The organism is Nonomuraea composti (genome assembly GCF_012034275.1).
Lineage (GTDB): Bacteria > Actinomycetota > Actinomycetes > Streptosporangiales > Streptosporangiaceae > Nonomuraea > Nonomuraea composti.
Window position 1 is genome coordinate 118,427 of the sequence record NZ_JAATEP010000005.1, and the last position, 15,620, is coordinate 134,046.

The following is a 15,620-nucleotide window of genomic DNA, read 5'->3' on the forward strand; positions in this document are numbered from 1 at the left end:
CCGCGGCGGCGAGTAGGCTTGGGAGGGACCCCCGCGACCTGACACGGCCGGGGGTAGTCGTGTTGCCGTCGTGGGGCTGTGGGCGTATCTGATGAGTCTTTCCGGGCTACTTGACCTTGTTCGCGCCGACCCGAAGCTGACCGCCGCTCTCGAAGAGGGCGGCGACGTCTCGCTGATCGCGCCGTCCGCGCTGCGCCCGTTCGGCGTGGCCGCGCTGGCCGCGCACGACCAGCGCACCGTGCTGGCCGTCACCGCCACGGGGCGGGAGGCGGAAGACCTCGCCGCCGCGCTGACCAGCCTGATCGAGCCGAGCTCCGTGGCCGTGTTCCCGGCCTGGGAGACGTTGCCGCACGAGCGGCTCTCGCCGCGCAGCGACACCGTGGGTCAGCGGCTGGCCGTGCTGCGCCGGCTGGCGCACCCGATCAAGGGCGACGCCGCCGCCGGGCCGCTCAGCGTGATCGTGGCGCCCGTGCGCGCCCTGCTGCAGCCCGTCGTGAAGGGACTCGGCGACCTGGAGCCCATCCGGCTGAGGGCAGGTGACGACGCCGACCTCGACGACGTCGTGCGCAACCTGGTCGACAACGGCTACCACCGGGTCGACATGGTGGAGAAGCGCGGCGAGGTGGCCGTGCGCGGCGGCCTGCTCGACGTGTTCCCGCCCACCGAGGAGCACCCGCTGCGGCTGGAGTTCTGGGGCGACACCGTCGAGGAGATCCGCTGGTTCAAGGTGGCCGACCAGCGCTCGCTGGAGTCGGCAGAAGACGGGCTGTTCGCGCCGCCGTGCCGGGAGCTGCTGCTGACCGCCGAGGTGCGCCGGCGGGCCCGGGCGCTGGCCGAGGAGCACCCGGCGCTGGCCGAAGTGCTCGACCAGCTCGCCGAGGGCACGCCCGTCGAGGGCATGGAGGCGTTCGCGCCCGTGCTGGCCGGCGAGATGGACCTGCTGCTCGACCACCTGCCGATCAGGTCCGCGGTGTTCGTGTGCGACCCCGAGCGGATCAGGGGGCGGGCCGAAGAGCTCGTCCGCACCTCGCAGGAGTTCCTCGAAGCGTCCTGGATCAACGCGGCGGCCGGCGGCGAGGCGCCGATCGACCTGGGCGCGGCCGCGTTCCGCACGCTGGAGGAGATCCGCGAGCACGCCGACGCGCTCGGCCAGCCCTGGTGGACGATGGCGCCGTTCGGCGCAGGCGTCGAGCTCGACGCCCAAGACTCCGAGTCCTACCGCGGCGACACCGCCAAGGCGCTGGCCGACATCAAGGGCTGGCTCGCCGACGAGAAGGCCGTCGTGCTGCTCAGCGAGGGCCACGGCCCCGCCGAGCGCATGGTCGAGGTGCTCAAGAGCGTCGACGTGCCCGCGCGGCTCACCCAGTACGTCGACAAGGCCCCCGAGCCCAAGGTCGTGCACGTCTCCACCGGCCTGATCGAGCACGGCTTCATCACGCCCGGCCTGGCCGTGCTCACCCACCTCGACCTCGTCGGCCAGAAGGCCTCCACCAAGGACATGCGGCGCCTGCCCTCCCGCCGCCGCAACATGGTCGACCCGCTGCAGCTCAAGGTCGGCGACCACGTCGTGCACGAGCAGCACGGCGTCGGCCGCTACATCGAGATGGTGCAGCGCACCGTCCAGGGCGCCACCCGCGAATACCTCGTCATCGAGTACGCCAAGGGCGACCGCCTCTACGTCCCCACCGACCAGCTCGACGAGGTCACCCGCTACGTCGGCGGCGAGGCGCCCACGCTCAACCGCATGGGCGGCGCCGACTGGGCCAAGGCCAAGTCCCGCGCCAAGAAGGCGGTCAAGGAGATCGCCGGCGAGCTGATCAGGCTCTACTCCGCCCGCATGGCCTCGCCCGGCCACGCCTTCAGCCCCGACACGCCGTGGCAGCGGGAGATGGAGGACGCCTTCCCCTACGCCGAGACCGGCGACCAGCTCGAAGCCATCGACGAGGTCAAGCGCGACATGGAGCGCGGCGTCCCGATGGACCGCCTCATCTGCGGCGACGTCGGCTACGGCAAGACCGAGATCGCGGTGCGCGCGGCGTTCAAGGCCGTCCAGGACGGCAAGCAGGTCGCGGTGCTGGTGCCCACGACGCTGCTGGTGCAGCAGCACATGTCCACCTTCGCCGAGCGCTTCTCCAGCTTCCCCGTCACGATCAAGCCGGTCTCGCGCTTCCAGACCGACGGCGAGATCAAGGGCACGCTCGAAGGGCTGCGCTCCGGCGCCGTGGACGTCGTGATCGGCACCCACCGGCTGCTCAGCCCCGAGGTCAGGTTCAAGGACCTCGGGCTGATCATCATCGACGAGGAGCAGCGGTTCGGCGTCGAGCACAAGGAGGCCATGAAGCACCTGCGCACGCAGGTCGACGTGCTGGCCATGTCCGCCACGCCGATCCCGCGCACGCTGGAGATGGGCCTGACCGGCATCCGCGAGATGTCCACGATCCTCACCCCGCCGGAGGAACGGCATCCGATCCTCACGTTCGTGGGGCCGTACGAGGAGAAGCAGATCGCGGCGGCGATCAGGCGCGAGCTGATGCGCGACGGGCAGATCTTCTTCGTCCACAACCGGGTGGCCTCGATCAACAAGGTCGCCGCCCGGCTGCGCGAGCTGGTGCCCGAGGCGCGCATCGCGGTGGCCCACGGGCAGATGAACGAGCACCAGCTCGAAAAGATCATGGTGGGGTTCTGGGAGCGCGAGTACGACCTGCTCGTCTCCACCACGATCGTCGAGTCCGGGCTCGACGTGCCCAACGCCAACACGCTGATCGTCGACCGGGCCGACAACTACGGCCTGTCGCAGCTCCACCAGCTCCGGGGGCGCGTCGGCCGAGGCAGGGAGCGCGGGTACGCGTACTTCCTCTACCCGCCGGAGAAGCCGCTCACCGAGACCGCGCACGAGCGGCTGGCCACGATCTCGCAGCACACCGAGATGGGCGCCGGCATGTACGTCGCGATGAAGGACCTGGAGATCCGCGGCGCCGGCAACGTGCTCGGCGCCGAGCAGTCCGGCTTCATCGCCGGCGTCGGCTTCGACCTGTACGTCCGGCTCATGGCCGAGGCCGTGCAGGAGCAGAAGGCCAAGCTGTCGGGCGCCGAGGTGCAGGAGGAGCAGCACGACGTCAAGGTCGAGCTGCCGATCAACGCGCACATCCCGCACGACTACGTGACCTCCGAGCGGCTGCGGCTGGAGGCGTACAAGCGGATCGCGGCCATCGCCTCCGAGACCGACATCGACGAGGTCCGCGACGAGCTGACCGACCGCTACGGCAAGCCGCCCGTGGAGGTCGAGAACCTCCTGGAGGTCGCCAGGTTCCGGATCAAGGCGCGCGCGGCCGGGCTCACCGACGTCACGCTGCAGGGCCAGAACATCAAGTTTGGCCCCGCCAGGCTCAGGGAGTCGCAGCAGGTCCGCCTCGACCGCCTCTACAAGAAGGCCATCTACAAGCAGGCCGCCGAGACCCTGCTGGTGCCGATCCCCAAGACGAAGCCTCTCGGCGGGCAGCCGCTGCGCGACCTCGACCTGCTCAAATGGTGCGGTGACCTGGTCGAGGCGATGTTCCTCGAGCCCGCGCGGGTAAGCTAGCGGCGATTTCTGGTCGGAAAGGGACGTACGTGAAGTCGATACGAGTGGCCGTGGCCGCCGCTGCGGTGGTCGCGGCACTGACCGCCTGCTCCTCTCCCATGCAGGCCGGGGCCGCGGCCGTGGTCGGGAACGAGCGCATCTCCATGAGCAAGCTCAACGCTGACACACAGGCCTATCTGGCGGCGCTGAAGAAGGCGCAGCTCGATGAGTCGGCACTCGGCGTGCCGGCCAACCAGGCCGTGCTGCAGCGACTGGTCAACGTGAGCGTGTCCAACCAGCTCCTGGACCGGCACAACGTGCAGGTCACCGAGACCGAGATCGACAACGCTCTCAAGGACCCGGGCCAGTTCCAGTCGCCCGAGATCAACCTGCTGGCCAACGGCGTCGCACCGTCCGACGCCCGCGCCTACGCCCGCGCCATGGTGGGCCTGACCAAGCTGCAGCAGCAGTTCGGCGGCCAGGCCGGGCAGGAGAAGCTGATCCAGGAGTTCAGCTCCATCAAGCCGATCTTCAACCCGCGCTTCGGCCAGCTCAACGGGCAGCGCTCGCAGGAGAACCCCGCGCTGTTCGTCGACACCGGCCGGTTCGGCAAGCTCACCCTCCAGGCGCAGCCGGCCCAGGGCTGACCCCGTGCCGCTGATCGTCGTCACCACCTCGCCCAGGGTCGCGCCCGGCCTGCTGAGCCACCAGGCCTGGCAGGCCCTGCGCTCCGGGCCCGTCCTCACCGCGTCCGGCGCCCACCCGCAGCTGCCCTACCTGGCCGAGGCCGGGATCGAGGTCGAGGTCACCGAGCTCGACCCGCGGGCGCTGGCCGGGCGCGCGGCCCGCGAGACCGTCGTGTGGCTGGCCGAGCAGCAGGACGGCGAGGACTTCATGCGCGCCGTCGGGCACGCCGCCGTCGCGCTCGACGAGCCGCCGATGATCGAGGTCGTGCCCGGGTCGTACGACCTGCCGGGGGCGCGGGTGCTCGACCTCGTGGCGGTGATGGACCGGTTGCGCACCGAATGCCCCTGGGACCGTAAGCAGACGCACGAGTCGCTGGTGCCGTACCTGCTGGAAGAGGCCTACGAGGTGCTCGAGACGATCGAGCAGGGCGACTACCCCGCGCTCCGCGAGGAGCTGGGCGACCTGCTGCTGCAGGTCGTCTTCCACGCGCGGGTGGCCGAGGGCTTCGACATGGACGACGTGGCCGCCGGGATCGTCGAGAAGCTGGTCCGCCGCCACCCGCACGTGTTCGGCTCCGTACGCGCCGAGAGCGCCGACGAGGTCAACGACAACTGGGAAGCGATCAAGGCGGCCGAGCGGGCGGCCAAGGGCCGCGAGTCCGTGCTCGACGGGGTGCCCATGGGGCAGCCCGCGCTGTCGCTGGCCGCGCAGCTCATGCGCAGGGCCGAGCGGGCCGGGGCGCCCGAGTCGCTGGCGGCCGCGATCGGGCAGGGCGTGGCGCGGGAGCTGTTCGACCTGGTACGCCGGGCCGCCGAGGCCGGGCTCGACGCCGAGGCCGAGCTGCGGGCCGCGGCACGGGCGTACCGGGACCGGGTGCGGGCGTGGGAATCGTCCTAAGTTTGGCGCGATAAGTCGGGAAATGTCAGGATCCTCTGGGGGCTGTGACGGTGCGACCAGGGGGACTTGGACCAGTGAGACCGCTGCACTCGGGGGAGCCGCGGCACGTGGCCGGCTACCGCCTGCTCGGTCGGCTCGGCGACGGCGGGCAAGGCTCGGTGTACCTCGGCCAGGACACCGACGGCACGCACGTCGCCGTCAAGATGCTGCACGCCCGGCTCCTGGGCGACGCGCGCGCCGAACGCAGATTCCTCCAGGAGAGCGCCATCGCCGCCGGGGTCGCCGGCTTCTGCACCGCCAAGGTCCTCGACAGCGGGCTCGTCGAAGGACGGCCGTACATCGTCAGCGAGTACATCGAAGGCCCGTCCCTGCACGACCAGGTCACCGGCGCCGGACCGCTCGCGGGCGGCGACCTCGAACGCCTCGCCGTCGGCACGATCACCGCGCTCACCGCCATCCACGGGGCCGGCATCGTGCACCGCGACTTCAAACCCAGCAACATCCTCATGGGCCCCGACGGGCCGCGCGTGATCGACTTCGGCATCGCCAAGGCCATGGACGCCGCGACCACCGGCAGCCTGGTGGTCGGGACGCCCGGGTTCATGGCCCCCGAGCAGATCGCCGGCGACAGCGTCACGGCGGCCACGGACGTCTTCAGCTGGGCCTCCACCATGGGCTTCGCGGCAACCGGCGAGCCCCTGTTCGGACGCGACTCGATCCCGGCCGTCATGCACCGCATCCTGCACGCCGACCCGGACCTGGGGGCGGTGGCGGAGCCGCTGCGGGCCGTCCTTGAGACCTGCCTGTCCAAGGACCCGCTACTGCGCCCGTCGGCGGACGACGTCCTGATGCGCCTGGTACGCCGCGTCGCCGCCACCCCGCCTCCCCCCGGTCCCCCACGCCCGACCCCGGCCGGTGCCGACGCGCATCGGGGCGCGGCGAGCAGAGCGAGCGGGGTGAGCGGGGTGAGCGCCCGGCACACCGGCAACGCCGAGCACCGCCCCCGCCACGGCGCCCCGGCCGGCCCCGGCACCGGCACCGGCGTCGGCACGCCCGCCGTGCCGGTCACCGGGGCTGGATGGCACATGGCGGCCGGGCAGCCGAGCGGCCCTTCGGGCGGGCGACCGGGCGAGCACCTGGGCGGGCAGCCGGATGGCGTGCCAAGCGGGCCGCTGGGTGAGCCGGGTGGCGCAGGCGGCAGGAGGCCGCGCGCGGCGCGCGGCGACAGCGCCAGGCGATCTCGCTCCGGGCGCGCGGCCGTGGTGGGTGTCGGGGCGTTGCTGGCCGTCGGGCTGGTGGCCGGGATGGTGTGGCGGGGTGTGTGGACGCCCGGCATTGGGGCGGGGCCGCGGGTGAGCGCGGGCGCCGCGCCGGTGTTCGGAGTGGCGATCGGGCCCGAGTTCGGTCCGGGCGCGGGCGCGGGGGTCGGGGCGGTGGCGGTCGGGCACCACAAGGGGACCCCGGTGGTGGCCCTCGCCGACCGCGGCGACGGCTCGATCAGCGTGTGGGACGCCCGGACGGGCAAGCGGGTGGCGAAGCTGGCCACGCCCGTCCAGACGCCGGTGTTGTCGATGGGCCTGGCCACGGTCGGCGGCAGCCAGACCGTCGTCTGGACGGACAAGGGCGGGCGGCTGCGGCGCTGGCGGATCGGCGACGCCAAGCAGGGCCCCTGGCAGATGGGCTGCGACGCCGGCGGCGGCGTCCTGGGCCTGGGCACGTGGCGCGGCCACGCGGTCGCCGTCACCGGCTGCCCCGACGGCCAGGTGCGGACGACGGACCTGGTCACGCACGAGCTGGTCGGCGCGCGCCAGAACGTCTCCGCCCCGGTCAGCGCGGTGGCGTGGAACGAGCGGGCCGGCCGGCCGCTGATCGGCACCGACGGCGGGGTGCTCGGGGCCGGTCCGGGAGTCATGGCGAAGGGCAGGGTCCGCGCGCTGACCACGTTCGGGAACGACCTGGCCGCCGTCACGGTCGGCGGCTCCACCGGCCTGTACGACTTGACCATCGGCAAGCTCGTCCGTTCGCTCAGCACGGGCGGAGCGGCGGTCGGCGGGACGGCGGCCGGCGGGCGCAGGATGATCGCGGCGGGCGGCGCCGGCGTCCAGGTGTGGAACGCCGACCAGGGCGACCGGCTGGGCGTCCTGCTGGGCGCGGGCACGGAGGTGACGTCGCTGGCGGTGGGCGACGGCCTCCTGGTCGCCGAGCGGTCCGGCCGCCTCCAAGCCTGGAGCCTCACCGGCAACGCCTGACGGGCAGGGCCTGGCGAGGGGGCGGCCGGCGGGCAACACCTCACAGGGCAGCGCCTGACCGTGCCGACCCCTCGTGCGGCCGTACCGATAGGCTCTGACGGCATATCACCTTTCGATTTAGGAGCGCATCCCGTGGCTACCATCGAGGTCGTATACGCTCGCGAGATCCTCGACTCCCGGGGCAACCCCACGGTCGAGGTCGAGGTCGTGCTCGACGACGGCAGCACCGGCCGCGCGGCCGTGCCGAGCGGTGCGTCCACCGGCCAGTTCGAGGCGGTCGAACTGCGTGACGGCGGCAAGCGGTACGGCGGCAAGGGCGTGGAGAAGGCCGTGCTCGCCGTGACCGACGAGATCCAGGAGGAGATCAGCGGGATCGAGGCCGAGGACCAGCGCATCATCGACCAGATCATGATCGATCTGGACCGCACGCCGAACAAGGCGAAGCTCGGCGCCAACGCCATCCTCGGTGTCTCGCTGGCGGTGGCGAAGGCCGCCGCCGACAGCGCGGACCTGCCGCTGTTCCGCTACCTGGGCGGCCCCAACGCGCACGTGCTGCCCGTGCCGATGATGAACATCCTCAACGGCGGTGCCCACGCCGACACGAACGTGGACATCCAGGAGTTCATGATCGCGCCGATCGGGGCGGAGACGTTCCGCGAGGCCGTGCGCATGGGCACGGAGGTGTACCACGCGCTGAAGGCGGTGCTGAAGGAGAAGGGTTACGCCACGGGCCTGGGCGACGAGGGCGGTTTCGCGCCCAACCTGCCCTCCAACCGCGACGCGCTCGACCTGATCCTGGTCGCCATCGAGAAGGCCGGCTACGTGCCCGGCGAGGACGTCGCGCTGGCGCTCGACGTGGCCGCCTCCGAGTTCCACAAGGACGGCGTCTACACGATCGACGGCAAGGGCCTGTCGTCGCAGGAGCTCATCGCGTTCTACGAGGACCTGGTCGCCAACTACCCGCTCGTCTCCATCGAGGACCCGCTGAACGAGGAGGACTGGGAGGGCTGGAAGGCCATCACGGCCTCCTTGGGCGACAAGGTGCAGCTCGTCGGCGACGACCTGTTCGTGACGAACCCCGAGCGGCTGGAGCGCGGCATCAAGGAGGGCGCGGCCAACGCCCTGCTGGTCAAGGTCAACCAGATCGGCACGCTGTCGGAGACCCTCGACGCCGTGGACCTGGCCCACCGCAGCGGCTACCGCTGCATGATGAGCCACCGCTCGGGCGAGACCGAGGACACGACGATCGCCGACCTCGCGGTGGCGGTCAACTGCGGCCAGATCAAGACCGGCGCGCCGGCCCGCTCCGACCGCGTCGCCAAGTACAACCAGCTGCTGCGCATCGAGGAGCTCCTCGATGACGCCGCGCGCTACGCGGGTCGCGCGGCTTTCCCGCGTTTCCGGCGCTAGTTTCGAGTACGGCTCGCGGCACCCCGTAATCCGGCCGCGAGCCGTACTTGAGGGGGTGTGCAGCAATTGGCGAAAAGGCCGCAGCTCACCGGGAGGGCCGCCATCCTGGCCGTCGTGGTGTGCGCGATCGCGATGAGCCTGGCCTACCCTGTGCGCGAGTACATCAGCCTGCGCCGCAGCATCTCCGAGCTGCGCGCCGAGAAGGCCAGGGTCGAGGCGGAGAAGCAGGCGTTGCTCGCCCGCGACCGGCAGAGCGACGACCCCAACTGGATCAAGAAGACGGCGAAGGAGCGGCTGCATTACTGCGGGCCGGGCGAGAAGTGTTACGTGGTGATGGAGCCCGAGCAGCCCGAGCGGCAGTCGGCCGTGAAGCAGCCGGCGGCGGTGCCGCCGTGGTACGAGACGCTGTGGGAGTCGGTGGAGGCCGCCGACAAGGGCACCGGGCGCCGCGCGGTGACGGGAAGGGAAAGTGTTGGACAGTAAGGACGTCGAGGTCGTCGAGAAGCAGCTCGGGCGGCCGCCCCGGGGGTTGCGCGGGGTGGCGCACCGCTGCCCGTGCGGCAACCCCGACGTGGTGGAGACCGCGCCCCGGCTGCCCGACGGCTCGCCCTTCCCGACGCTCTACTACCTGACCTGCCCGAAGGCGGCCTCGGCCATCGGCACGCTGGAGGGCTCCGGCCTGATGCGCGAGATGCAGGCCAGGCTGGCCACCGAGCCGGAGCTGGCGGCGGCCTACCGGGCGGCGCACGACGACTACGTCGCCAGGCGCGACGAGGCCGCGAAGGAGGAGGGGCTGGAGCCGCTCCCGCGCGACATGCAGAGCACCGGGGGCATGCCGGAGCGGGTCAAGTGCCTGCACGCGCTGGTGGCGCACGAGCTGGCGGCCCCCGGGACGAACCCGTTCGGCAGGGAGGCGCTCGACGCCCTCCCCGACTGGTGGAGTGAAGGACCATGCGTGTAGCCGCCATCGACTGCGGCACCAATTCCGTACGCCTGCTCATCGCCGACGTCGAAGGCGAGGAGCTGACGGACGTCGAGCGGCTGATGGAGATCGTCCGCCTGGGTGAGGGCGTCGACGAGACGGGCCGGCTGTCGCCCGACGCCCTGGCGCGCACGTTCAAGGCGATGCGCTCCTACCAGGAGCTGATCGAGCGGCACGGCGCCGCCGCGACGCGCGTGGTGGCGACGAGCGCGACGCGCGACGCGGCCAACCGGCACGAGTTCGTGGCGGGGGTCCGCGAGATCTTCGGGGTGGAGCCGGAGGTGGTGTCGGGGGCCGAGGAGGCGGAGCTGTCGTTCACGGGCGCCACCAGGGGGCTGGTGCGCCTGTCGCCGGAGACGGAGGTGCCGCAGGGGCCGCTGCCCCCGTACCTGGTGGTGGACATCGGTGGCGGCTCGACGGAGTTCGTGGTCGGGGCGGAGCACGCGCAGGCGATGTTGTCGGTGGACATCGGCTGCGTGCGCCTGACCGAGCGGCACCTGCGCGGGGCGGGCGACCCGTCTCCCGCGCAGGCCCTGGGGGCCGTGGTGGCGGACATCGAGGCCGCGCTCGCCCGGGTGGAGGCCGCGGTCCCGGTGCGGCAGGCGCACACGCTCGTGGGCCTGGCCGGCTCGGTGACGACGGTCGCGGGCATCGCGCTCGACCTGCCCAGGTACGACTCGGAGCGCATCCACCACTCACGGATCTCGGCGGAGCAGGTGCACGAGGTGACGCGGCGGTTGCTCGCGATGACGCATGGTGAGCGGGCGGCGCTGCCGGTCATGCATCCGGGGAGGGTTGACGTGATTGGCGCGGGTGCGCTAATTCTTGACCGGATCGTTCGCCGTTTCGCGTTTTCCCAGGTCGTGGTGAGCGAGCACGACATCCTCGACGGAATCGCCTGGGCCCTCGCCGGAAGCTGAAGAAATCCGGACATTTCCGATCTGCGGGCCGTGTTGAGCGTGCATTCAGTATTGTGATTAGGTAAAGGGGCATTACGGGGGCTTTGCCATATCGCTATGCGCGAAAGGCGCCGGCGTGGCGACCGTTCCCGAGCGCGTCTCTTCCCTCACGGAATGGAGCACTCTCACATGATGTCTGTTGGGTTAGCACGTAAGGCCGCCGCGTTCGGCGCTTCGGCCGCGGTGCTGGCCGGTCTGTCCGCGGGTCTGCTGTCCAGCCCCGCCCAGGCGGCCACCAAGGCGGCGCCCAAGGTCTCGGTCTCCGCGCCGAAGGCCTCCCCGGGCGACTACGAAGGTTCCTGCCCGACAAAGATCAACTTCGCGGCCCAGATCAAGGTGCCCGTCAAGGGCAAGACGGAGCTGGCCTACCGCTGGCTCCACGGTGACGGGTCCAAGGGCAAGGTCAACGTGATCAAGCTCAAGGGCCACGGCACCAAGACGGTGACGGTCAAGCAGGCCATCACCTTCAAGGAGGACGTCAAGGGCTGGGAGGCCGTCCAGGTCCTCGGTCCGAAGAAGGTCACCTCGAAGCGGGGCTACTTCTCGGTCTCCTGCCAGGAGGCGCAGGAGGTCGACCGTACGCAGCTCGACCCGACGGTCACGGCGCGCGCCTGGGCCAGCCCGAGCTCGTACGCCGGCCGCTGCGACACCTACGGCGACAAGATCGACTTCACCGGCCTGATCAAGGTCGACCGTCCGTCGTGGGTCCGTTACCGCTGGGTCCTCAACGGTGACGTGGTCGACTACGGCAAGATCAAGGTCCGCGACGCCCGCAAGGTCGGCTTCGGCATCAACCCGCGTCACAGCCAGCGCGGCTGGGCGCAGCTCGAGGTGCTGAGCCCCGACGCCACCTCCTCCAACCGGGCCTACTACCGGGTCTGGTGCAAGGACGAGCGCCGCGACGACCACCGCGACGACCACAAGGGCGACCACAGCACGCCCGACTCGCACGACAGCAAGGTCTCCGCGGCCGCCTCGGTCTCGACCGGCGCCGGCTGCTCGGTGACCGCGACGGGCTCGGTCACCGCGACCGCGGCCGGCACCGTCAGCTACAGCTGGGCCCTGAACGGCGCCGTGCTGAGCAAGGGCTCGGTCGAGTTCGGTGCCAACGGCGGGTCGCAGGCCATCAGCGGCTTCTCCACGACGGCGGAGGCCAAGAGCGGCACCGTGACGCTCTCGGTCTCGGGTCCTGGTGGCAGCGACACCGACACCAAGTCCTACGTCTGCAGCTGAGCGGCACGAAGCTGATCGCTTGAGCCGGGTGGCACCTTCGGGTGCCGCCCGGTTTTTCTGTTGCCACTACTGCGCTTAGCACAGTAGTGTGCATCGCGTGGACAGCAGCCAGCTCCTCAAGGGAGTGCTCGACCTGGCCGTGCTGGCCGTCCTGAACGAACGCGACGGCTACGGCTACGACGTCGTGCGCAGGCTCAGGGAGGCCGGGTTGCAGGAGGTCGGCGACGCCTCCGTCTACGGCACGCTGCGCCGCCTGTTCAAGGCCGGCGCCCTCACCTCATACGTGGTGGCCTCCGACGAGGGGCCGCATCGCAAGTACTACGGGCTCAACGACGTCGGCAGGGACATGTACGCCGCCTCGGCCAAGACCTGGGCCTCCTTCTCGGCCACCATGGCCGCCCTGCTCAAGGAGGGACAAGAATGACCCCCGAACAGTACGCGCAGGCCGTACGGGATGCCCTGGCCGACCATCCCGAGCGGGAGGAGCTGCTGGAGGACCTCGACGACCATCTCGCCGAGATCGCCGCGGAGTCGGACCTGCCGCTGGAGAACCGGCTGGGGCCGCCCGAGGTTTATGCCGAGGAGCTGGCCTCCGCGTACGGGGAGCGGCCTCAGAGCGGCGGTGGGCGCCGTACGGGGCCGCGCGACCGGCTCCGGAGGGTTCATGCCGGGCTGATGGGATATGGGCCTTACCGGAGCTTTGCGCGCTTCCTGCCGGAGCTGCGGCCCGGATGGTGGGTGCTGCGGGGCTACGTGCTGGCCATGGTGCTGGTGGCGTTCGCGGGTGAGCCCGCGCTCGTCCCCATGACACCGCCTGCCTGGCTGGCCGTCATCGCCGGGATCTGGGCGTCGGTCTGGTTCGGCCACAGGAATGAGCGGCGCGGCGGCCGGGGGAGCGGGCGGCGGCTGCTCGGGCTGGCGGCGGTGGCGGTGAACGCGGTGGCCGGGTTCGCGTTGTTCGTGGGCATGGTGGCGGCGGGCGACGCGCTCACGCCGCAACCGGAGGAGGACCAGGCGGTGTGGATGCAGCCGGCCTCGTCCGACGGCGTCTACAACCTGCGCCCCTACGCCAAGGACGGCACGCCGCTGACCGACGTCTACCTCTACGACCAGGACGGCAACCCGTTCGTGACGAACCCCGAGTTCTACGGCTACCGCGTGGACCGCGCCTGCGGCGAGCCGGTGCTCAACCGCTACCCGCTGCCCCTGGTCGAGGACGACGGGCAGGGCGAGCAGGTGGCCACGGCCACCGCCTGCTCCACGCCGGCGCCGGAGCCGATGGCGACGGTGCGGCCGTCGCAGGCGCCCGCGCAGACGCGGAAGCCGACCCAGAGCGCCGCGCCGGAGCACAAGGACTGATCGGGCACCATCGGTGTCATGAGCTTCGTACCTCCTGGCACCGGCTGGCCCGGCGACCCCGCGACCCCTGACACCCCGGTCGCCCTGGACCCCGCGGACGTGCGCCGCCTCGCCGCCGCCAGCAGCACCCTCGCGGAGCTCACGGCAGAGCAGTCCGTCTGCCGTGCGTGTCCCCGCCTGGTGGAGTGGCGTGAGGACGTCGCCGAGGTGCGGCGGCGCGCGTTCGCGGACGAGACGTACTGGGGCCGTCCCGTCCCGGGCTGGGGTGCCGAGCGGCCGCGGATCCTGCTGGTGGGGCTGGCGCCGGCCGCGCACGGGGGCAACAGGACCGGGCGGATCTTCACGGGTGACCGCAGCGGCGACTGGCTGTTCGCCTCGCTGTACCGGTGCGGGCTGGCGGCGAAGGAGACCAGCACGTACGCGGACGACGGGCAGGAGTTGCCGCACACGCGCGTGCTGGCGTCGGTGCGCTGCGCGCCGCCGGCGAACAAGCCGCTGCCGGAGGAGAAGGCGGCGTGCTTCCCGTGGATGGCGCGGGAGGTGGCGCTGGTGGCGCCGTACGTGCGGGTGGTGGTGGCGCTCGGCGGGTTCGCCTGGCAGGCGATGTGGCCGGCGCTCAAGGACGCGGGTTACGCGCTGCCGCGCAGCCGCCCGCCGTTCGGCCACGGGGCAGAGGTCGAGGTCTCGTACGGCGAGGCGCCCGTCACCTTGATCGGCTGCTACCACCCGAGCCAGCAGAACACCTTTACCGGCCGCGTCACCGCCCAAATGCTGGACGACATCTTCACCAGGGCCAGGTCACTGGCTGTGTGACGCGTCCCACCACCCCAGGATTGGATTCACCGGAAGCCTCTGACGTAAGCTTGTGAATGCTTTCACAAGCATTCCACGAGGGATGGGGCCTCAGGATGAACAAGCACATTTTGATCGTCGGCGGCGGATACGTCGGCCTTTACACGGCGCTGCGGCTGCAGCGCAGGCTCCACCGCGAGCTGCGCAGCGGAGAAGCCCGCATCACGATCATCGACCCCCAGTCCTACATGACCTACCAGCCGTTTCTGCCGGAGGCGGCGGCGGGCAACCTCTCGCCGCGCCACATGGTGGCCCCGCTGCGGCGGGTCCTGCCGAAGGTGCACATCCTGAACGGCACCGTGACCAAGGTCGACCACGCCGGCCGCACCGTGACCTTCCAGCCGGCCGAGGGCGAGCCGCGGCAGGTGGCGTACGACGTGATCGTCATGGCGGCGGGCTCGATCTCGCGCACGCTGCCCATCCCGGGCCTGACCGACATCGGCATCGGGTTCAAGACCGTCGGGGAGGCCATCGCGCTGCGCAACCGCGTGCTGCACCTGCTCGACGTGGCCGAGTCGACCGACGACCCGGAGGTGCGGCGCAGGGCGCTGACGTTCGTGGTGGTCGGCGCCGGCTTCGCGGGCGTCGAGGCCCTGGCCGAGCTGGAGGACATGGCGAAGGACTCGACGCGCTACTACCGCAACATCAAGCCGTCGGACATCCGCTGGGTGCTCGTGGAGGCCACGAACCGGGTGCTGCCCGAGGTCGGCCCCGAGATGGGCAAGTGGACGCTGGAGCAGCTGCGCGAGCGCGGCATCGACGTCCGGCTCGACACCCGGCTGGAGTCGTGCGTCGGCGGGCACGTGGTGCTGTCGGACGGCGAGGAGTTCGACGCCGAGACGCTCGTGTGGACGGCGGGCGTCAAGCCCAGCCCCGTGGTGAACGACAGCGACCTGCCGCTCGACGAGCGCGGCCGGATCAAGACCACGGCCATGCTCACCGTGGCGGGCACGCCGGGCGCCTTCGCGGCGGGCGACGCCGCCGGGGTGCCCGACGTCACGAACCCCGGGCAGTACTGCGCGCCGAACGCCCAGCACGCCGTGCGGCAGGCGAAGGTGCTGGCCGACAACATCGTCCGCCACCTTCGGGGCCAGGAACTGGTCGAATACCGCCACAAGTATGTCGGATCGGTGGCCGGTCTGGGCCTGCATCAGGGCGTCGCCAATGTCTATGGCGTCAAGCTTCGCGGATTCCCTGCGTGGTTCATGCACCGGACCTACCATCTGTCGCGGGTGCCGACGCTGAACCGCAAGGTCCGTGTCGTCGTCGATTGGACCCTGGCCCTGTTCTTCAAGCGCGAGACGATCTCTCTGGGTGAGATGGAGCACCCGCGTGAGGGCTTCAGGGCCGCGGTGGCGACGACCCGCCGCTAGCCCAGGTACGGCAGCGCCCCGGCGAACCATTGCCGGGGCGTTTTCGGCACCCCTGGTCGC

General features: G+C 71.3%; 13 protein-coding genes. All 13 read left to right on the forward strand.

What is annotated here, in order from left to right; genetic code table 11:
* Positions 1-91 precede the first annotated feature (91 nt).
* The 13 genes from mfd to HCN51_RS09610 all read left to right on the forward strand — a co-directional run bounded on the left by mfd (position 92) and on the right by HCN51_RS09610 (position 15,560).
* On the forward strand, positions 92-3,580 hold the full coding sequence (gene mfd, locus HCN51_RS09550; RefSeq protein WP_168008842.1) for a transcription-repair coupling factor: 3,489 nt from the start codon (positions 92-94) through the stop codon (positions 3,578-3,580).
* A gap of 29 nt (positions 3,581-3,609) precedes the next feature.
* Positions 3,610-4,206, forward strand: a complete 597-nt coding sequence (locus tag HCN51_RS09555; protein ID WP_168008844.1) for a SurA N-terminal domain-containing protein — start codon at positions 3,610-3,612, stop codon at positions 4,204-4,206.
* A 4-nt stretch (positions 4,207-4,210) separates the two neighbouring features.
* Complete coding sequence (locus HCN51_RS09560; RefSeq protein WP_168008846.1) at positions 4,211-5,143, forward strand: MazG family protein; 933 nt, start codon at positions 4,211-4,213, stop codon at positions 5,141-5,143.
* 74 nt (positions 5,144-5,217) lie between these two features.
* Positions 5,218-7,392 carry a protein kinase domain-containing protein gene (locus HCN51_RS09565; protein ID WP_168008848.1) on the forward strand — a complete coding sequence of 725 codons (2,175 nt, stop codon included), beginning with the start codon at positions 5,218-5,220 and terminating at the stop codon, positions 7,390-7,392.
* Positions 7,393-7,524: 132 nt separating this feature from the next.
* The gene (gene eno / locus HCN51_RS09570) at positions 7,525-8,802 is read left to right on the forward strand and encodes a phosphopyruvate hydratase (RefSeq protein WP_080045089.1); all 1,278 of its coding nucleotides are present in this window, start codon (positions 7,525-7,527) and stop codon (positions 8,800-8,802) included.
* Positions 8,803-8,868: 66 nt separating this feature from the next.
* Positions 8,869-9,285 (forward strand): FtsB family cell division protein, encoded by a 417-nt coding sequence (locus tag HCN51_RS09575; protein WP_080045090.1) that lies wholly within the window; start codon positions 8,869-8,871, stop codon positions 9,283-9,285.
* A complete protein-coding gene (locus HCN51_RS09580) occupies positions 9,275-9,763 on the forward strand; it encodes a DUF501 domain-containing protein (protein ID WP_168009118.1) in 489 nt (162 codons plus the stop codon). Before HCN51_RS09575 ends, HCN51_RS09580 begins: the two co-directional genes overlap by 11 nt.
* Positions 9,754-10,704: a Ppx/GppA phosphatase family protein gene (locus tag HCN51_RS09585; protein WP_168008850.1), complete on the forward strand. Its 951-nt coding sequence runs from the start codon at positions 9,754-9,756 to the stop codon at positions 10,702-10,704. The genes HCN51_RS09580 and HCN51_RS09585 overlap by 10 nt, the downstream gene beginning before the upstream one ends.
* A gap of 168 nt (positions 10,705-10,872) precedes the next feature.
* Positions 10,873-11,976 carry a hypothetical protein gene (locus HCN51_RS09590; protein WP_168008852.1) on the forward strand — a complete coding sequence of 368 codons (1,104 nt, stop codon included), beginning with the start codon at positions 10,873-10,875 and terminating at the stop codon, positions 11,974-11,976.
* 97 nt (positions 11,977-12,073) lie between these two features.
* A complete protein-coding gene (locus HCN51_RS09595; protein WP_080045094.1) occupies positions 12,074-12,400 on the forward strand; it encodes a PadR family transcriptional regulator in 327 nt (108 codons plus the stop codon).
* A complete protein-coding gene (locus tag HCN51_RS09600; RefSeq protein ID WP_168008854.1) occupies positions 12,397-13,335 on the forward strand; it encodes an HAAS signaling domain-containing protein in 939 nt (312 codons plus the stop codon). The genes HCN51_RS09595 and HCN51_RS09600 overlap by 4 nt, the downstream gene beginning before the upstream one ends.
* An 18-nt stretch (positions 13,336-13,353) precedes the next feature.
* Positions 13,354-14,148, forward strand: a complete 795-nt coding sequence (locus tag HCN51_RS09605) for a uracil-DNA glycosylase (protein ID WP_168008856.1) — start codon at positions 13,354-13,356, stop codon at positions 14,146-14,148.
* A gap of 95 nt (positions 14,149-14,243) precedes the next feature.
* Positions 14,244-15,560 carry an NAD(P)/FAD-dependent oxidoreductase gene (locus tag HCN51_RS09610; RefSeq protein WP_168008857.1) on the forward strand — a complete coding sequence of 439 codons (1,317 nt, stop codon included), beginning with the start codon at positions 14,244-14,246 and terminating at the stop codon, positions 15,558-15,560.
* Positions 15,561-15,620: the final 60 nt, after the last annotated feature.